This window comes from Streptomyces corchorusii (genome assembly GCF_001514055.1).
In the GTDB taxonomy this organism is placed as follows: domain Bacteria; phylum Actinomycetota; class Actinomycetes; order Streptomycetales; family Streptomycetaceae; genus Streptomyces; species Streptomyces olivaceoviridis.
In genome coordinates, this window is the sequence record NZ_KQ948353.1 from 329,743 (window position 1) to 346,795 (window position 17,053).

At 73.5% G+C, this 17,053-nt stretch carries 17 protein-coding genes; 7 read left to right on the plus strand and 10 right to left on the minus strand.

What is annotated here, in order from left to right:
- Positions 1 to 230 precede the first annotated feature (230 nt).
- Positions 231 to 1,478 carry an MFS transporter gene (locus tag AQJ11_RS08685; protein ID WP_059262467.1) on the plus strand — a complete coding sequence of 416 codons (1,248 nt, stop codon included), beginning with the start codon at positions 231 to 233 and terminating at the stop codon, positions 1,476 to 1,478.
- Positions 1,479 to 1,643: 165 nt separating this feature from the next.
- On the opposite strand, the gene AQJ11_RS08690 is transcribed toward AQJ11_RS08685, so the two are convergent.
- The 3 genes from AQJ11_RS08690 to AQJ11_RS08700 are packed head-to-tail and all read right to left on the minus strand — an operon-like array spanning position 1,644 to position 3,333.
- Positions 1,644 to 2,375 (minus strand): metallophosphoesterase family protein, encoded by a 732-nt coding sequence (locus AQJ11_RS08690; RefSeq protein WP_014676774.1) that lies wholly within the window; start codon positions 2,373 to 2,375, stop codon positions 1,644 to 1,646.
- Positions 2,372 to 2,650, minus strand: a complete 279-nt coding sequence (locus AQJ11_RS08695) for a BON domain-containing protein (protein ID WP_059262468.1) — start codon at positions 2,648 to 2,650, stop codon at positions 2,372 to 2,374. The genes AQJ11_RS08690 and AQJ11_RS08695 overlap by 4 nt, the downstream gene beginning before the upstream one ends.
- Entirely contained in the window at positions 2,647 to 3,333 is a 687-nt protein-coding gene (locus AQJ11_RS08700; protein WP_014676772.1) for a hypothetical protein, read from the minus strand. Before AQJ11_RS08700 ends, AQJ11_RS08695 begins: the two co-directional genes overlap by 4 nt.
- 264 nt (positions 3,334 to 3,597) lie before the next feature.
- On the opposite strand from AQJ11_RS08700, the gene AQJ11_RS08705 reads away from it, so the two are divergent.
- Together AQJ11_RS08705 and AQJ11_RS08710 are read left to right on the plus strand one after the other, a co-directional pair.
- Positions 3,598 to 4,740 (plus strand): PP2C family protein-serine/threonine phosphatase, encoded by a 1,143-nt coding sequence (locus tag AQJ11_RS08705; RefSeq protein WP_059262469.1) that lies wholly within the window; start codon positions 3,598 to 3,600, stop codon positions 4,738 to 4,740.
- A 235-nt stretch (positions 4,741 to 4,975) separates the two neighbouring features.
- On the plus strand, positions 4,976 to 5,734 hold the full coding sequence (locus AQJ11_RS08710; RefSeq protein WP_014676770.1) for an NPP1 family protein: 759 nt from the start codon (positions 4,976 to 4,978) through the stop codon (positions 5,732 to 5,734).
- Positions 5,735 to 5,834: 100 nt separating this feature from the next.
- Here the strand turns inward: AQJ11_RS08710 and AQJ11_RS08715 are convergent, their stop codons facing one another.
- From AQJ11_RS08715 to AQJ11_RS08730, 4 genes are all read right to left on the minus strand, one after another.
- Positions 5,835 to 6,335 (minus strand): hypothetical protein, encoded by a 501-nt coding sequence (locus tag AQJ11_RS08715; protein WP_059262470.1) that lies wholly within the window; start codon positions 6,333 to 6,335, stop codon positions 5,835 to 5,837.
- Between the two features lie 109 nt (positions 6,336 to 6,444).
- Positions 6,445 to 6,921 (minus strand): SRPBCC domain-containing protein, encoded by a 477-nt coding sequence (locus AQJ11_RS08720; RefSeq protein WP_059262471.1) that lies wholly within the window; start codon positions 6,919 to 6,921, stop codon positions 6,445 to 6,447.
- Positions 6,922 to 7,018: 97 nt separating this feature from the next.
- Positions 7,019 to 7,834, minus strand: coding sequence for an SAM-dependent methyltransferase (locus AQJ11_RS08725; protein ID WP_059262734.1), 816 nt, complete (start codon positions 7,832 to 7,834; stop codon positions 7,019 to 7,021).
- An 84-nt stretch (positions 7,835 to 7,918) separates the two neighbouring features.
- Complete coding sequence (locus AQJ11_RS08730) at positions 7,919 to 8,794, minus strand: helix-turn-helix domain-containing protein (RefSeq protein WP_014676766.1); 876 nt, start codon at positions 8,792 to 8,794, stop codon at positions 7,919 to 7,921.
- 707 nt (positions 8,795 to 9,501) lie between these two features.
- Between AQJ11_RS08730 and AQJ11_RS08735 the strand changes: the two genes are divergently transcribed.
- The gene (locus tag AQJ11_RS08735; RefSeq protein ID WP_059262472.1) at positions 9,502 to 10,221 is read left to right on the plus strand and encodes a GNAT family N-acetyltransferase; all 720 of its coding nucleotides are present in this window, start codon (positions 9,502 to 9,504) and stop codon (positions 10,219 to 10,221) included.
- 170 nt (positions 10,222 to 10,391) lie between these two features.
- Here AQJ11_RS08735 and AQJ11_RS08740 read toward each other — a convergent pair whose 3' ends face one another.
- Complete coding sequence (locus AQJ11_RS08740) at positions 10,392 to 10,850, minus strand: flavodoxin family protein (RefSeq protein ID WP_059262473.1); 459 nt, start codon at positions 10,848 to 10,850, stop codon at positions 10,392 to 10,394.
- 164 nt (positions 10,851 to 11,014) lie between these two features.
- Here AQJ11_RS08740 and AQJ11_RS08745 point away from each other — a divergent pair, with 164 nt between their 5' ends.
- Positions 11,015 to 11,656, plus strand: coding sequence for a class I SAM-dependent methyltransferase (locus AQJ11_RS08745; protein WP_059262474.1), 642 nt, complete (start codon positions 11,015 to 11,017; stop codon positions 11,654 to 11,656).
- 98 nt (positions 11,657 to 11,754) lie between these two features.
- A complete protein-coding gene (locus AQJ11_RS08750) occupies positions 11,755 to 12,468 on the plus strand; it encodes a lipoprotein (protein WP_014676762.1) in 714 nt (237 codons plus the stop codon).
- 10 nt (positions 12,469 to 12,478) lie between these two features.
- Here AQJ11_RS08750 and AQJ11_RS08755 read toward each other — a convergent pair whose 3' ends face one another.
- A complete protein-coding gene (locus AQJ11_RS08755; protein ID WP_059262475.1) occupies positions 12,479 to 13,111 on the minus strand; it encodes a GNAT family N-acetyltransferase in 633 nt (210 codons plus the stop codon).
- 118 nt (positions 13,112 to 13,229) lie between these two features.
- The gene (locus AQJ11_RS08760; protein WP_059262476.1) at positions 13,230 to 15,203 is read right to left on the minus strand and encodes a DUF1996 domain-containing protein; all 1,974 of its coding nucleotides are present in this window, start codon (positions 15,201 to 15,203) and stop codon (positions 13,230 to 13,232) included.
- Positions 15,204 to 15,595: 392 nt separating this feature from the next.
- Between AQJ11_RS08760 and AQJ11_RS52105 the strand changes: the two genes are divergently transcribed.
- Positions 15,596 to 17,023, plus strand: a complete 1,428-nt coding sequence (locus AQJ11_RS52105) for a C40 family peptidase (protein ID WP_279616941.1) — start codon at positions 15,596 to 15,598, stop codon at positions 17,021 to 17,023.
- Positions 17,024 to 17,053 lie beyond the last annotated feature (30 nt).

Sequence of the window (17,053 nt, forward strand, 5' to 3'; positions counted from 1 at the left end):
CCGGCGGACGCGGTGGCGTCGACCGCGCCGTCCCGTCTGCCACCATGGTCGGCGCCCTGACCTGGCAGCCCCGGCCGTGCAGCGCTGCCGATCCGACGGGCTCGCCGGTCCTCCCCGCTTTCCCGGTTGTCGAGTACCCCGTCGTGTCTTCTGCCCCCGCCCAGCCCCCGTCAGCACCCCTCACCGCCCCGGCCTCGCGTTCGCCGTGGCGTTCCCTGCGGCACCGGGGCATGCGCTGGTGGTCGGCCGCGAACTTCGTCTCCAACGCCGGCACGTGGATGCAGCTCACCGTGCAGAACCTGCTCGTCCTGCACATCACGGGCTCGGCGGCGGCGACCGGACTGTCCATGTCCGTCCAGGCGGCGCCCGCGCTGTTCGTGAGCCTGCTCGGCGGGGCGGCCGTGGACCGCTGGCCCCGCAAGCTGACGGTCACCGTCAGCCAGGCCCTGCTCGGCGCGGTCGCCTTCACCACGGCGCTGCTCGTGGCGCTGGACCGGATCGACATGACCGCGCTGCTGGTGCTGGCCGGCGTGACCGGCGTCATCGCCACCGTCGACGGACCGGCCTGTGCCCTGCTCGGCAACGATCTGGTGCCGGTGGAGGACGTGCCGTCCGCGATCGGGGTGGGCGCGCTGGTGCACAGCTCGGGCCGGCTGGCCGGCACGGCCCTGGCCGGGGTCACCGTCGGGTTCCTCGGCACGTCCGCCGCGTACGCCGCGAACGGGCTGTCGTTCGTGTTCGTGGCCGCGGTGGTGCCGTTCCTGCGGCCCGTGCCCGCAGCCGCCGGGAAGCCTGAGGCCGGGGCGCGGGCGGTTCCGGCGCGCGCGGGCATGACCGTGCGGGAGGGCCTGTCCTTCTTCGCGCGCAGGCCCCGCCTGGTCGCCCTCGCGGGCATCACCGGGCTCAGCTCCGTCTTCGGCCGCAACTACGGCCTGACGCTCGCCGTCCTCGTCACCGGACCGCTGGCCGGCGGCGCCGCGGCGTTCGGCACGGTGTCCACGGTGCTCGCCGTCGGCGGCATCCTCGGAGCCGTCCTCGGCGCCCGGCTGCGCAGGCCCTCCGTGCGGACCGTGGGTCTGCTGGCGGCGGGGGGCGCGCTGCTCCAGGTGGTGGCGGGTCTGTCGCCGTCGCTGGCCGTGCTGCTGGTCCTGGTGCTGCCGATGGCGATCGTGGAGTCCGTCTCCGACACCGCCGGCACGGCCGTGCTCCAGACCGATCCGCCGCCGCATCTGCGGGGCCGGGTGCTCGGCGTGTGGAGCAGCGTCGGCACGGTGTGGAGCCTCGGCGGTCCGCCGCTGCTGGGCCTGCTCATGGAGTGGGCCGGCGCCCGCGGCGCGCTGGTGGCCGGCGGACTGCTGATCGCCGGGCCGATCGGCGCGGGCCTGCTGCTGCGCCGACGCCGCGAACCGGTGCCGCTGACACTGCCCGCGAAGGACGGCGACGTGACGGGCCGCGAGGCACTGAGCACGGCGGCGTGACACCCGGGCGGGCGCAGCCGCGCCGGTCACAGTGACGCGACCAGCCGCGAGGTCCCCGAGCTCGGCGGCGGACACCCGCGCGGAGAAGGACTCGGCCGCGCCAGGCGTCGGCCGGTCCGCCCCGCCCGCGACCATCCACCCGGAAGGCCCGGCGCACCGCCCCCGTCACCCGTGCCGGCCTGGCAGGTGGTAGACGTGGAACGCCTGGCCGATCACCGGCTGGGCGACGTTGCGTACGCGGACGCCCCCACTGGTCATGCCGTGCTCGGTGCCCGCGTGGGCGTGGCCGTGCACCGCGAGGTCGGCGCCGCCGGTGTCGATGGCCTCCGCGAGCAGGTAGCTGCCGAGGAAGGGGTAGATCTCCAGCGGCTCCCCGGCCAGGGTGTCCGGCACCGGGGAGAAGTGGGTCAGCGCGATCCGCACGTCGCAGTCCCACTCCTCCAGGTTCTTCAGGGCGCTGTGCAGGCTGTCGGCGCTCCGCCGGGTGTACCGGACGAACTCCTTCATCAGCGGTTCGCCGAACTCCCCCGCGCAGCGGCCGACGAAGCCGCCGCCGAAGCCCTTGGTCCCGGCGACCCCGATCCGGGCGCCGTCGGCGGTGACGACGGCCGCCTGCCCTTCGAGGACGTGCGCGCCCGCGTCCCGGAGGATCGCGGTGACCTCCTCGGGCCGCTCGTCGTGGTGGTCGTGGTTGCCCAGTACGGCGACGACGGGCACCCCGAGGTCCTTGATCTCCCGGGCGACGACGGCGGCCTCCTCCGGTGTGCCGTGACGGGTGAGGTCGCCCGCGAGCAGCAGGACGTCGGCGCACGCGGGCAGTGTCTCGAAGGAGGGCCGCAGGGTGCCCTGGCTCTCGGGGCCCATGTGGATGTCGCCCACGGCCGCGACGCGGATCATGTCAGGTCCTCTCCGTGGTCGGGCGAGGAGGTCCCGGCGATGAGCAGGTCGCTGTGGACCGGGTGCCCCGTAAGTTCCTCGCGGGCCATGCGCAGGATGTCGTCCCGGCACTGGGTGGACGGCACGGTGCCGGTGAGCAGGACGGCGTCGCCGCGCAGTTCGAGCCGTACGCCGAGTTCCCCGAGCTCTCCCGAGGCCAGGTGCTCGGCGAGGTGGGCGACGCGGTAGTCGAGACTCCCTGCCGCCGACGGGGGCGGCGGGCTCGTGTCGGTCATGGCTGCCCCTCCCGGGCATCGATCACGTTCAGCCGTTCGAGGAGGAAGAGGAAGGCGGCCGGCATGGGCTGGCCGCCGCAGGTCGTGCGGACCTCGTCCCAGTCGACCTTCTCGCGGACGGCGCGGGCCACCGGCAGGACCGACCCGAAGTCGCAGTAGTGCTCGGAGAAGGCACTGATCAGGCTGCGGATCAGGTCGGTCGGCGACAGCACCGGCATGAGCACCGAGTCCACCGGCAGGACATGGGCCCGGTCGAGCATGTCCCGGGTGACGGGCTGGTGGGCCAGCGCGAAGATGATGTCGATGTTCTGCCCGTGGCAGGTGGTCTTCAGCAGCCAGTCCTCCGGTGGGGTCCGCACGGGCAGGCCGGCCTCGCTCAGTGTGGCGGCCACCGCCTCGGCGTCGTCGGGCAGGATGGCGAAGTCCGCGTCGTGCTGGAGATAACGGCTGCCGCCGTGGGCGTAGACGGCCACGCTCCCGGCGAGCGCGAAGGGGTGGCCCGCGCGTTTGAGGAGCGAGCCGATCTCCTTGGCGGCCTCCAGGATCGCCTGGCTGCGATCGTGCGGCAGTTGCGCCGGTTCCGGCGCGGACGAGAACTCCAGGCCGGTCCCGTCCGAGGCGAGGCGGAGTTCGGTGACCTCCGGTCGCCGGAGGGGTGCGGTGTCCTCCCCGTTGTGCGTCATGACCTCTCCATTCGGCACCCTGCGTCCCGGGGCGGCCGGTTCGGCCCCGGGGTGCGTACGGGTACCCGGCGCGCCGCCGGCGACACGGTGTCACCCGAAGGGTTCACTCCGGCGATGGGGAGCGCCGGGGTCCGGGGTGCCGGGAAAGGGTGGGTACGGCCCGCTGGTGCCGGGGCCGACGGCCGGCTGGGCGGGGGCTCCGGTGCGAGGGGCGCAAACCGGAGCGAGTGGCCGGTCCACCAGGCCGGGAGCACGCTGGTAGGCATGACACCCGGGGCCGCGCGCATCCGCCTCCGGCAGCGGTGGCAGTCGGCCCACGCGCTGCTGGTGCTCCCGGTCCTGCTCATCGTGATGATCACGGTGGCGGAGCTGTGGCTGCCCTGGGACATCCATCTCGGACCGGCCCTGGTGATCGCGCCCGCGCTCACCCCCTCCTTCGCCGGCCCCCGGGCGACGGCGGGCATCGGGGCGCTGGCGCTGACCGCCCAGTTCCTCATCGGCGTCCACCGCGGCGGACTCGCCACCACCAATCACATCGTGCAGCTCATCACCCTCGCCATCCTCGTGGTGCTCACCGTCGTCTACAGCGTCCTGCGCGAGCGCCGGCAGACCCAGCTCGCCCAGGTCCGCACGGTCGCCGAGGCCGCGCAGCACGTCCTGATGTGGCCGTTGCCCGAGCAGATCGGCCCGCTGCGGATCGCCTCGCTGTACCTGGCCGCGGAGGACGAGGCCCAGATCGGCGGCGATCTCTACGCGGCGGCCGTGTGCGACGGCTCGGTCCGGCTCCTCATCGGCGACGTCCGCGGCAAGGGGCTGCCCGCCATCGGCGAGGCCGCGCTGCTGCTCGGCTCGTTCCGGGAGAGCGCCTACCGGCGCATCCCGCTGGACGAGCTGGCGACCCGGCTGGACCAGAGCGTCACCCGCTACGCGGCCGATCTGGAGACTGCGGAGGAGGAGGGCGAGCGGTTCGCCACCGCGCTGCTCGTGGACATCCCGGACCGCGACCCGGTCACCCGGATGACCAGTTGCGGTCATCCGCCGCCGCTGCTGCTGAGCCCCGGTCACGTCGTGACCGTCCCGAGTCTGCACCCGTCGCCGCCGCTCGGGGTGCACGCGGGTGCCGAGCACACCCTGGACGTGTTCTCCTTCGAGCCGGGCGACACGCTGCTGCTCTACACGGACGGGGTCATGGAGGCCCGGGACGAGCACGGCCGGTTCTATCCGCTGGCCGACCGGGTCGCGCGGTGGACCGAGGACAGTCCCGAGGCGCTGATGCACCACCTGCGGCGCGATCTGCTCGCCCACGCCGGCGGCCGGCTCGGCGACGACGCCGCGCTCATCGCGGTGCACCGCATCCCCGTCGAGCGCCGCCACCACGGCCGCGGCGAGATGGCCCGCCACGCGTGAGCGCGTCCGGCGCGGACGCCGCCGACGCACGACCCGGGCATCGGCCCGAACCGCGGCTTACCGCCGGAACCAGGGGGAACGCCTGATTTCCGGCGGATAGCGGTACGACAGCACCCACTCGGGCGGCTTCGGCCGTCACGTTCAACTGGCCTTGCGGCAAAGTTCAGTTCAGAGGGTAGCCCGTCCCGCCGAGGCGTTGCGAGAATCTGCGGCGCCTCGACAACAGGGAGCCCACGTGCGTCAGTTGACCTCCGCGCTCGCCGCCGCCCTCGGCGCGCTCGCCCTCGTCCTCACCTCGCCCGGCACCGCCGACGCCAACGTCCTGCAACTGCTGCCGCAGAACGCCGACGGCCTGGAGCAGACCTTCTCCCCCGCCTACGACTACGACGGGGACGGCTGTTACGCCACCGCCGCCATCGGCAGCGACGGCACCATCAACCCCGGTCTGAAGCTGGGCGGCGACGTCAACGGCCACTGCCACGACTACGCTCAGCTCGCCAACGCCAACACCTACTCGCGCGAGAAGTGCAACAACGGCTGGTGCGCGGTGATGTACGCCAGCTACTTCGAGAAGGACCAGGCGACCCTCGGACCCGCCGCCATCGGGCACACCCACGACTGGGAGCACGTGGTGGTGTGGATCAAGGACAACACCGTCCAGTACGTCTCGGTGTCCCAGCACTCCGGCTACCAGGTGGCGGCCCGCTCCTCGGTGCGCTTCGACGGCACCCACCCGAAGATCGTCTATCACAAGGACGGCGTCTCGACCCACTGCTTCCGGTTCGCCAACACCAACGACGAGCCGCCGGAGAACGTGACGGGCGGCTGGTTCTATCCGCGGCTGGTCGGCTGGAACGGCTATCCGGCGGGCTACCGCGAGAAGCTGCTGAGCGCGGACTTCGGAGCGGCCACCATCAAGATCGACGACGGCGACTTCCAGTACGCGCTGGCGCACTCCATGCCGTCGGGCATCCCCTTCGATCCCAACGCCTGACCTCCGGCACAGGCGCCCGCCTCGGCCCGGGGCAGGGCCCCGGGCGGGCGCGGACCCCGCTCCGAATGGGGCGGAGCGGGATCCGCGCCCGGTACCCCGGTCAGCCGGCCGGCTTCAGATCGGTGATCTTCAGGGTCTTCAGGTCGGACTGGACGTCGATCCGGCTGACCTGCGGGTGCGGCCCGTCCCCCCAGGTGAGCGTGACCCGGCTGGTGGCGTGACCGGCACCGGAGCCGGTATAGGCCACCTTCCACTTCACCGGCACGTTCTGCGCGAACAGGATGCCGTCGGCGTGTTCCTTCTTCTCGAAGGCGGCGACCTTCTTCTGCGCGGCGGCGGAGAGGTAGAAGCCGCGCAGCGCCTTGGCACTGGCCGCGGCGGTGGGGTCGTCGGTGGCCCAGACGGCGTCGATGTAGGCGCCGTAGAAGTCGGCCACGTGCTGGGTGGCGTTCCGCGGGTCGCCCTGCGCGGACGACACGGCGGCGGCACGGGTGGTGCCGCTCGCGGAGGCCCCCGCCAGGGCGGGCGTGACGGCGGCCAGGGTGAGGCCGGCCGTGAGGGCCGCGGCGGTGAGGAGGGTCTTACGGCTGCGCATGGACATGTGTCCCATTCCCCCGGTTTCTTCGCGACCGGTCCGATCCCGGCCGTCGACAGACCCTAAGACCGCGTTTCCCGCGCCCCGGTTCCGCTTTCCACTTCACTCTTTTCGGTCATTCCGGGGCGGCCGGCTCCCGCCCTTCGACGAGTCGGGCGAGGTTGTCCAGGGCCATGCGGGAGCCCTGTTCGTTGTCCTCGGGCGCAATCGCGTCGGGGACGCCCTCGTGCCGGACCTCCACCTGCGTGCCGCCGTCGGCCGCGGTGAGCGTCGTCGTCAGGGTCATCGTGGGGCGCAGGGCGTCGTCGCCGGTCTCGAAGGCGACGACCTCGACGACCAGGGCGCCGGGCACGAGCCGGGCGAAGTGCCCCTGGTAGGTGTCCGTGCGTCCGCCGGACTTCCCGGCGCCGGCCGGGTCGTCGTAGGTGAGGGAGATCCGGAAGGCCCCGCCCTCGCGGGCGTCGAAGGTGTGCACGCGGGCGGTCATGCCGGCCGGGACCCGCCAGGCCGCGACCGCCTGCGGGTCGGTCAGGGCCCGGTAGACGGCGTGCGGGGGCGCCGCCACGTGCCGGGTGACGCGGGTGGTGTACATGGGCTCACGGTAGCGGCCGGCGACCGCCCCGGCCGTCGATACGACGGGAGGCGGGGCCGAGGTCCGGGAGGTGGGTCGGACCTCGGCCCCGGGTCTGTCACGGCTTGCGGGCGACCGCGCCGTACATCGCGATGTCCTCGTCCCGGATGCCCTGTTCGCCGCTGCCGTCGGGGTGCCACTTGTGCACCTGGACGATGCCGGGCTCGACCAGGTCCAGGCCCGTGAAGAACTCGTGGGCCTCGTCCAGGGTGCGCAGCCGCATCGGCATGTCGCGGGCCGCGTACTCGCGGGCGACCCGGCCCACCTCCTCGGGCGCGAACTCGGCGGTGCCGACGGACATCGCGAGGTGGCTGCCGGACGGCAGCGGCTCCAGCAGCCGCCGTACGACGCCGACCGCGTCGTCCGCGTCCAGCATGAAGTGGACGATCGCGATGACGGTGAGGGCGACGGGCCGGCTCAGGTCCAGGGTCTCGCGCAGCTCGGGGGCGTCCAGGATGGCCGCCGGGTCACGGAAGTCGGCCTCGATGTACGCGGTCCGGCCCTCGGGGGCGCTGGCCAGCAGACCCTGGGAGAGGGTGAGCACGATCGGGTCGTTGTCGACGTAGACGACCCGGGACTCGGGGGCCACGGCCTGGGCGATCTCGTGCAGGTTCGGCGAGGTCGGGATGCCGGTGCCGATGTCCAGGAACTGGCGCATGCCCGCCTCCTCGGCGAGCCAGCGCACGGCACGGTTCATGAAGTCGCGGTTGGCCCGCATGTGCACCGGGAGCGCGGGCCACTCCCGGGACATGGCGTCGCCCGCCTCCTTGTCGGCGGCGTAGTAGTCCTTGCCGCCGAGTATGTAGTCGTAGATGCGGGCGGAGTGGGCGTTCTCGGTGTCGATCCGGTCGGCCGGCCATCCGTTGTCGGGCAACGCCGTGTCTCCCATTCGGTCAGGTGGGGCTCGGGGCTTCGCATCAGCAGGTACGAGGGTGGGGCGGGCGGGTGTCGGGGCGGGTCACCACTCCTTGCGCAGCGCGGCGAGCAGGGTCTCGGTCCTCCTGGCGGACGCGGCCTGGGCGCTCAGCCGGTCCAGGGCCTCCCGGTAGACCACGACCTCGTCGGCCTTGTCGAGGTAGACGGCCCCGAGGAGGCCGCTGAGATAGGCGATGTCGGGCAGTTCGCGGGCCCGGAACCGGAAGAGGTGGAAGGCGCCGGCCGACAGGGCGGGGTGCGGGCCGTTGGCGAACGGCATGAGCTGCACCGTGACCTGGGGCAGCCGGCTGACCTCGATGAGGTGGTCGATCTGCGCGCGCATCACCTCGGGGCCGCCGACCGGCCAGCGCAGCACGGTCTCGTCCATCACCACCCACAGCCGTGGCGGCGTGGCTCTGGTCAGCAGTTCCTGGCGGCGCATGCGCAGGGCGACGCGGCGCTCGGTGGCCTCTGCGGAGACGTGCGGACCGGCCGCGGTGAGCAGGGCGCGGGCGTAGTCCTCGGTCTGCAACAGGCCGTGCACGGACTGGTTCTCGTACGCGCGGATGTGCAGGGCCGCCTGCTCCAGGCTGAGGTAGGCGGAGAACCAGTCGGGCATGACGTCGCGGTACGTGTGCCACCAGCCGCGCTTGTTGGCCTCGCGCACGGAGTGCAGGAAGGTGTCGATCTCCTGCTGGTCGGTGACGCCGTAGACCCGCAGGAGTTTCTCGGCGTCCGCGAGCCGCAGCCGGGCCACCTTGGCGGCCTCCATGCGGCGGATCGTGGAGTGGCTGACCCCGATGGCGGCACCGGCCTCGGCGTAGCTGAGGCCGGCCCGGGTGCGCAGTTCCTCCAGGCGTCTGCCGAGGATCATGCGCAGCACGGACGGGGCGCCGCCCCAGTCGGTCTCCGCGGTCACTCCCACCCCCTCGTCAGGTCCCAGGACACCCTCGCACGCGATCCGTGCGCGTCGCCTATTCGATCACGTTCTGGCGGATGCAGCATGCACTTCGCGCCTTGCGAATTTCAACCTGCCGGTTGCGGAGCGTGGTTGGCGGGTGCCAGAGTGGACTCGCCGCACCGGCCGGCCCAGGACGCCCTCACCCCCACCCGAGAGGCCGGATGCGCACGTGCTGCCGACCCCAACCGGCGTCCCCGTACCACCCGGAGGCGAGCATCCCGGTCGACTCCCTGGGCCCCACGGCCCCGACCGCCTCGCCTCCGGGGCCACACGTCCCGCCCCGGCCCTCTGCTGGAGGACACCGCCACGGGCGAGGAGGCCCCTCCTCCGCCGACGAGGGAGAGGCCTCACCGGACCCCGTTCACCACGCACCAGACCGCCCCCGGACCATCCCCCACTCGTCCGAAGGACAGCCATGCACCACACCACCGCCCCCACCCCGACCCCGGCCGCCGATCCGTCCTGGACCCGCACCCGCCCCAGGCCCGGCTCCCAGGAACCGGCCGACTGAGCCGAGCGCGCCCGGCAGCACGGCCCCGACCACACCCCGCAGCGGTACGGCGGCTCCGGCCGCGACCCGCTAGATTCGCCGCCGGTGCGGAGCGTCCGTGCCCTCGGTGGGCCGGTGCCGTGCCCGCCGTGTGTGCCGTAGTGCCGGGGGTCCCATGGGCTGGTCACTGTTCCGCCGCAGCCGGATCGCGCCGGGGCTTCCGGTGCCGGGGCGGTGCGGGCCGAGGCGGCATGCGCTGGCCACCGAACGGCTGTTGCTGTTCACCCCGCGCACCCGCCTGGACGTGGCCGCCGCGATCGCCGCGAGCGCGGACGCCCAGGCGCAAGGGTGGCTCGGCACCAAGGCGGACGAGGTGCTGCCCGACCCCGCTGTCCGCCGGGCCCTGCTGGCCTGGCGGCCCGCCGGGGAGGACGGCCGGCGGATCCCCCGCGAGCTGGCGGAACCGTTCACGCCCGGCCCGGACGACCCGCTCCTGCTGGTCTGCGTGCGCCGGTCCGACCTCGGTTACGCCGGCGCCCTCGAACTACAGCACCTCGCGGGCGAGATGGGCGGCTGGCTGGCTCCGGGCTGCCGTGGCCAGGGCCTGGGCGCGGAACTGTTCCGCGCGGGCCTGGAGCTGGCCCACACCCACCTCGGACTGGCCACCGTCCGGGCCGGGGCCGAGACCGGGAACACCGCGAGCCGGCGCGCCCTGGCCCGCGCGGGTCTCGTCCCCGACCAGGGCCCGCGCCGCCACACCCTGCCCGACGGCCGCGTGGTGGACGCCGTCTGGCACCGGCACGACACCGCGACGCCGGCGCACTGCGGCGACCACCAGGAATCGCCCCGACGGCGCCCGGTCACCCGGTCCGGATCCGGCCACCGTACGTCGTAGGCCCGGCCGGACCGGCCGGACCGGCCGGACCGGCGGGCGGGCCGGGTCACCGCAACTCGTCCGGTCCAGGTCGGATGGGGGGGGGACCACCCGGACGCGTGGTGACTTCGGCCCACGCCGGGCAGCGGGGCACGACCGTACGAAGACCACTCCGGTGGCGGCGCGACGGCTCAGGCTCCGGGCATCAGGCCCGCCGCCATCGTGGCGCCCAGCTCCCAGCACGCCTGGATGTCGGCCTTGCCCGGTTCGCCGGTGACGGTCACCGGCTCGGTCGCCCGGCGCCAGCCGAGACCGGTGGTGACGGACTCGATGGCGCGGACGGCACCGGTGACGTCGTTGCCGCCGTGGACGTAGAAGCCGAAGGGGCGGCCACGGGTCTCGTCCAGGCAGGGGTAGTAGATCTGGTCGAAGAAGTGCTTGAGGGCGCCGGACATGTAACCGAGGTTGGCGGGCGTGCCGAGCAGGTAGCCGTCGGCTTCCAGCACGTCGGAGGCGGTGGCCGACAGGGCCGCCCGGCGTACGACGCGCACACCCTCGATCTCGGGTGTCGTGGCTCCCGACACGACCGCCTCGAACAGGGCCTGGCAGTTCGGTGAAGGGGTGTGATGGATGATCAGCAGGGAAGGCACACCCGGCACCCTGCCGTGCGTGTACCGTCCCTCGCAAACGGCGGGCGGCTTCGAGGCGCATTTCCCGGCACACTTCGAGATGCCGTTCACAGCGCGGTTCACGGCCACGCGACCGGCTCGCCGGGGGCGGGACGCACGGCCGGACCGGGACAGGAGGATCAGTCGTGGTCGACGAGGACCGCAGGGCGCAGGCCGCCGTGGTGTTCGACGCGCTGGGGCTCGCCTACGAGCAGGCGTTCGCCGACTCCGTACCGCACCGGGCGTCGCTGCGCTGGCTGGTGGAGCGGCTGGCGCCGGGCAGCAGGGTGCTGGACGTGGGCAGCGGGACGGGCCGACCGACCGCGCGGACGCTGACCGAGGCCGGGCACCGGGTACTGGGCATCGACGTCTCACCGGTCATGGTCGACCTGGCCGTGCGGCAGGTCCCCGGGGCCGAGTTCCGGCTCGCCGACGTCCGGGACACGCCGTTGCCGGAGGATTCGTTCGACGCCGCGTGCGCGTACTTCTCGCTGGTGCAGATGTCCCGCACCGAACAGGCGGCCGTCGTGGCGAAGCTGGTCCGCGCGGTACGGCCCGGCGGCTTCGTCGTGCTGGCCACCGTGCCGCTTGACCTGGAGGACACCGAGGGTGTCTTCATGGGGCAGCCGGTCCGGATCACGAGCTTCACCGCGGAGGCGTTCACCGAACTGGCCTCCGGCGCGGGCCTGACGGTCCTGGCCGAGGAGCGGACCGTGTTCACCCCGCGCGGCCCCGAGGCGGGACCCGAGCCGCAGCTCTTCCTGCACTGTGTGCGCGAGGCCGGATGACAGGCACCCCGTGAGCCGCATCCGGTGACCCGCATCGCGGCCGGCGTCGTCGGTGCCCTCGGTTACAGTGACGGCTCCGAACCGAAGGGGAGGCAACAGTGCAGGTCGGGGTGGGGACCGTCGGAGGCCGCATCGTCGTGGCGGCGGCGCTCGCCGCGGTGCTCGGCGGGTGCGCCGAGTCCGCGGACGGCGACGGGGAGAAGGCCGCGAGCGCGTCGGCGAGCACCAAGGGCGCGACGGCCGGGGGCACGGGCGCGAAGGGGACGGCGGCGGCCCGTGGCGGCACGATCGGCGCGGCCGGTTCGGCCTGCGAACTGCCCGTGAGCTTCGACATCGCCCAGCACTGGAAGGCCAAGTCGATCGACGCCGACAAGGAGTTGGCCAAATCCTCCGAGGGCGAGGACGGCGACCTCGGCGGGGCGCTCGCCGACGCCTTCCTGCGGCAGGGCCCCGTCACGGCCGCCTGCGAGATCGACGCCAAGCCGGCCGGCAACATCGGCTTCCTGCGCGTGTGGACGGGCAAGGCCGGCGACGCGGACGCGGGCGGTGTGCTGCGCGCGTTCGTCGCCGCCGAGGACAACGTGAGCAAGGCCCAGTACCACTCCTTCAAGACCGGCGGCGGCGTCTCCGCGGTGGAGGTGGAGTACCTCTACACGAGCAAGCTCCTGGACGAGACGAAGAAGGAGAGCGCCTTCGCCGTCAGCACGCCCGACGGCCCCGTCGTCCTGCACCTCGGAGGCATGGACACCCAGGAGCACGAGGAGATGCGGCCCGCCTACGACCTCGCCAAGCAGACGCTCAGGCTCGGCTGAGGGCCGCCGCTCACCCACGGGCCGTGGACCGGCCCAGGTAGGTGAGGGGGCCCGCGTCGGCGACCGGGATCTCGTGGAAGCCGACCCGGTCGTAGAAGGCGCGGGCGGCGGTGTTGACGGTGACCATGCCGAGGTGGACCGCCTCGACGCCCTGTCCGCGCAGGGCGTCCAGGAAGGTGTGCAGCAAGCGGCGGCCGTGGCCCTGCCCCTGCCAGGCCGGCAGCAGGTCGATGTGCAGATGGGCGGGGTAGGCGGCGAGTTCGGGGACGAGCATCCGCTCCGGGTGGTGCAGGAGGCGGATCATCTCCTCGGTGGGCGTGCGGGGCGGCGCGGCGGGCTCCGGATAGCGGCCGGCCAGCCGGGGGATCCAGCTCCGCCGGAAGTCCTTCACGAAGCGCTCGGTGTCCGCCGTACCGACGATGTATCCCACGGCCCGGCCCGTGCCGTCGTCCAGTACGAAGGCCAGGTCCGGGTCGAAACGGCAGTACGGCTCGGCGAAGAGCGACGGCATCAGGCGCTGGTCGGGGTAGAGGGCCCGGGAGTCGCCCCCGTTGTGCGCGGTGCGGACGCAGACGTCGGCCACGGCGTCGCGGTCGGCGCGACGGTAGGGCCGGATCAGCGGGTGCGGAGGGAGAGACGGCATTCCCTTATCCTCACCTCCTTGGGAGCGCTCCCACAAGGGGTCGTGAGCGCTCCTGCCAGCCGTCGCCGGCGGACGGCGGCGACCGCCTCGGAGGGGGGCCGCCGTCGTCCGCGAACGGTCAGTAGCGCATGCGCCTGGCCCGCAGGAGCATGAACAGACCCGACAGGGCAAGCAGCGTGCCGATGGCCGCGGGCCACAGATGCGCGCCGGTCTCCGCCAGACCGCCCCGGCTCGCCTGGGGTTCGGTCCCCGCGGCCGTCGGCGGGGCGTACGCGGCGGCGGTGACGGGGGCGGGGGCGGCCTGACTCGGCGCCGCCGGGGACGGAGCCGGTGCCGAACGCGCCGGCGTGGACCGGGGTGCGGCGGACACGGCAGGTGCCGCCTTGTCGTCCGTGTCGTGCTTGGTGGTGCGGGCGGGCGACGTGGTCGCGTCGTGCCGTGGCGCCGCACCGGATCGGGACGCCGACGGCGCGGGCGGGGAGGTGGCACTCCCGCCGTTCTGCTCGCTCCCGCCGTTCTGCTCGCTCCCGCCGCTCTCCTCGCTGGAGCCGTTCCCCGGCGCCGCCGTCGCGCTCGAAGTCGCCGTGGGCGTCGGCGTCGCGGCGGAGCCGTCGTCGGGGGAGGAACCGCAGGCGCGGCCGGAGTTGATGCAGTCGACCATCTCGCGCATCAGGTTCTCGCCGAAGACGTTGATGAAGTCGCCGTGGTCGGTGACGGGCTTGTGCAACTGCTCGGGGAAGGAGTCCACCGCGAACAGCGGTACGGTACGGCCGCCGTCCGCGAGGCTCGGCGCGTCGACGTCGTAGACGATGCGCTGCACCAGTTGCGGAATGGGCTCGAAGCCCGCCGGGCAGGAGCCGTCGGCGGCCGTGAAGGCCACGTGGGTGCGGTGGTTGGCGCTGTCGATGTTGCGGCCGTCCCAGCAGCTCTGGAAGCGGAAGGTGCGCACCACGTCGCTGCCCGGCGGGCACAGCGGGTACTTGTCCTTCAGCTGCCGGTTCTCGTAACCGGTGCAGCTCCAGGACGCGTTGGCGTTGCCGGGTCCGTTGACGAACGCCTTGGCGTCGCCCGTGATGATGCGCAGCAGACGCGGCATGGCGGTGACCTTGCCGCGCGGGTTTCCGACGAAGGTCAGCGTGACCTGCTCGGGTGTCACGATCTGGCCCGCGTTGCCCTCCGTCCCGCCGCCCGGGGCCCCGGCGTCCCGCTCCCGGGTGCCGTTCTGGAGGCGCAGCACCGGCCAGTAGTACGACGACTTGTCGCCCTGGTCGGCACAGCTCGTACCGGCCTTGGCCAGGTCCTCGTCGCTCGCGAAGGCGTTGTTGCCCTGGTTGCCGATGTAGTCGTGGAAGTGGTGGGCGCCGTTGGAGACGCCGGGGGCGACGATGACGTTGTCGGAGTTGAACAGGCCGCCCGCGTTGACACCGCAGTCGGAGGTGAACGTGCCGCGCGAGGCGTCGGCCTGCGGCGGCGGGGCCGGTGCCTCGGGCGGCACGGCGGTGATGTCGGCGTAGTCCGACACGACGGGTCCGTTGCCGCCCTGCCCGGCGCCGTTCTGCGCTTGACCGCCGCCGCTCTGTCCTTGAGCGCTGCCGCCTTGGTCCGCACCGGCTCCGCCCTGCCCCTGGCCGGTGCCGCCCTGCCGGCCGTCGTCGTCCGGCGTACCGGTGGCCTGACCGCTGTCGCCGGGGCGCAGGGTGCAGGCGGCCAGATCGTCCAGGCCCCGTGGGCGTTCCCCCGCCCGGCCGAGGGCGTCGGCGATCCGTCCGATGGACTCCGACCGCTTCTCCTCCAGCGGCCCCATGATGGTCTCCCCGGCGGAACCGGCGTCCTCGCCGCCGCCCCACCCCGCCTGCCGCACCTGCTGGTACGCCGCCGCGATCTGCTGGTCCAGCGCGGCGAGTTCGCGGTCGACCTCGGGACGGGCCGCGTCCGGCACGGCCGTCAGCCGGCCGCCGACATCGGGGCAGTCGATGGTCGCCATGCCCGAGGACAGGACGCGTCCGGAGGCGTCCGTGCCGGATCCGTCGCCCCAGCCCTCGGTGGCCGAGGCGTAGACGTTCGCCCCGACGAGCCCGGCTCCGCCGAGCATCAGGGCGACCGCGGCGAGGGTCGCGCGTCGTGCGCCGGTCGGACGTCTGCGCCTGTTGCGTACCAAGGTCGTCCCCTGTGTGATCGCCGGTGGTCTGACCGCCGGTGGGTGGGGCCGGGCGGTCGGGCATGGAGCTCCCCGGCTTCATACGGCGGGCGGAGCCACCGCGTTCAACAGAATCGCGAATTCACCGGGACCTCACAGGAAACCATGGCCGCCGCCCCTTCCCTCTCGAACGCCGTCGCGAACATCACGAATATGTATCGGACATTTCACACCTCAACCTTCACACGAGGTACACACGTTGGCTAGGTTGACGCGAGGCCGCCGCCCGGCTCTGCCCCGGCGAGCCGCCCAACTGCCCTGCGGGGCAAGGAAGGAGCACGTCTTCCATGGCGCCGGAGAGCCGCGACGAGGTCCGCCAGCGGATCGCATCCCTCTACGACCGGGCGGAGAACGACACCGGTAACTTCAACGCGACCCGGGCCATGGCCGCCCGGACGCGTTCGCGTGGCGTACCGCTGGCCAAGCGGGCGGACCGGCGTCCGGACCCGGCACTGGACGAGGTCGCCCGGCAGTGGTTCGACGCGGTACGCGCCGATGTCGGCCCGACCGTCCCCGCCGTACTGCCCGCCGACCGGCGGCCCGACAGGTCTGCCGCGCCGACGCGTTCGCGAGGGCGGATGGACGGGCTTCCGCCCGCGGGGGGTGAGCGGGAGGCACGCGCCCTGCCGGCCGGCGGCAGCGAGCCCCTCGTTCTCCCGAGGGGAGCCAGCGAGGGCCTCGGCCTCCCGGCTCTTCCGGCCGGCGGCAGGGAGACCCGCGCTCTTCCGAGCGGCGAGCGGCGGGCGCTGGGGACGGGCGGCCTGCCCGAACAGCGGCCCGCGGCACTGGAATCGCACACCGGCCAGACAGTGGCCGAACTGACGACGGGCCCGGTGACGGACCCGACGGGCGGGTCCCTGCCGGCTCTGGAGACCGGGCGGACGGCACTGGTCGATACCGCGAGCAGCATGGAACTTCCGGGTACGGCCCTGGGATTGAGCGGCGGTACGACAGACACGGCCGGCTGGGGCGCGACAGACACGGTCGGCTGGGACACGGCGGAAGTGGCGAGTCCTGACGTTCTACCGGTCGTCCTACCGGTCGTCGCGCAGCCCGCCGCTCAGCGGGCGGCGGTTCAGCTGCCCCGGACACTCCCCGGCTCCGCCGGATTCGTCCGCCTGTCCCCCGCCGCCTCGAAGGCCGGGATCCGGCGCAGGCTCGACACGGCGCGTGACCTGCTGTCCGGACGCACCGCCCGGCTCGGCCCGCCGGACGGCGCCGTTGCGTCGGCAGCGCCGATGGCAGCCGCTCCGCCGGTCGGCATCACCGCTCCCATGACCGACACCGGCTCCCTGCCCCTCCCCCTCCCCCTCCCCCAGCCCCTGCCCGCGCCCGCCTCCGTCGAGTCGTCTCGCGCTCTGCGTGCCGCCAAGGCCATCGCGTTCGCTCGGGCGCAGCTCGGGAAGCCGTGCGTGTGGGGTGCGACCGGGCCGGACTCCTACGACTGCTCCAGCCTCACCCAGGCCGCGTGGAAGGCGGCCGGTGTCACACTGCCGCGCGCCGCGCACGAGCAGGCGCTGGCCGGAACGCCGCTCACGACGGCCGGGCTGGAACCCGGCGACCTCGTCCTCTTCTTCCAGGACGACCGGCACGTGGGCCTGTACGTCGGCGACGGAATGATGGTCCACGCCCCCGGACCGGGGTCGTCCGTCCGCGAGGAGTCGATCTACGGCGCCGGCGAGGCGGCGATCCACCGAATCGTCCGGCCCGCCTGACGAGGCCCGCCCATAAGGCACCGCTGGGCA

Excerpts from the sequence above, each read along its gene's own strand:
- AQJ11_RS08685 (WP_059262467.1), top strand. The coding sequence starts at position 231 with ATGCGCTGGTGGTCGGCCGCGAACTTCGTCTCCAACGCCGGCACGTGG.
- AQJ11_RS08690 (WP_014676774.1), bottom strand. The coding sequence starts at position 2,375 with ATGATCCGCGTCGCGGCCGTGGGCGACATCCACATGGGCCCCGAGAGC.
- AQJ11_RS08695 (WP_059262468.1), bottom strand. The coding sequence starts at position 2,650 with ATGACCGACACGAGCCCGCCGCCCCCGTCGGCGGCAGGGAGTCTCGAC.
- AQJ11_RS08700 (WP_014676772.1), bottom strand. The coding sequence starts at position 3,333 with ATGACGCACAACGGGGAGGACACCGCACCCCTCCGGCGACCGGAGGTC.
- AQJ11_RS08705 (WP_059262469.1), top strand. The coding sequence starts at position 3,598 with ATGACACCCGGGGCCGCGCGCATCCGCCTCCGGCAGCGGTGGCAGTCG.
- AQJ11_RS08715 (WP_059262470.1), bottom strand. The coding sequence starts at position 6,335 with ATGTCCATGCGCAGCCGTAAGACCCTCCTCACCGCCGCGGCCCTCACG.
- AQJ11_RS08720 (WP_059262471.1), bottom strand. The coding sequence starts at position 6,921 with ATGTACACCACCCGCGTCACCCGGCACGTGGCGGCGCCCCCGCACGCC.
- AQJ11_RS08735 (WP_059262472.1), top strand. The coding sequence starts at position 9,502 with ATGGGCTGGTCACTGTTCCGCCGCAGCCGGATCGCGCCGGGGCTTCCG.
- AQJ11_RS08755 (WP_059262475.1), bottom strand. The coding sequence starts at position 13,111 with ATGCCGTCTCTCCCTCCGCACCCGCTGATCCGGCCCTACCGTCGCGCC.
- AQJ11_RS08760 (WP_059262476.1), bottom strand. The coding sequence starts at position 15,203 with ATGCTCGGCGGAGCCGGGCTCGTCGGGGCGAACGTCTACGCCTCGGCC.
- AQJ11_RS52105 (WP_279616941.1), top strand. The coding sequence starts at position 15,596 with ATGGCGCCGGAGAGCCGCGACGAGGTCCGCCAGCGGATCGCATCCCTC.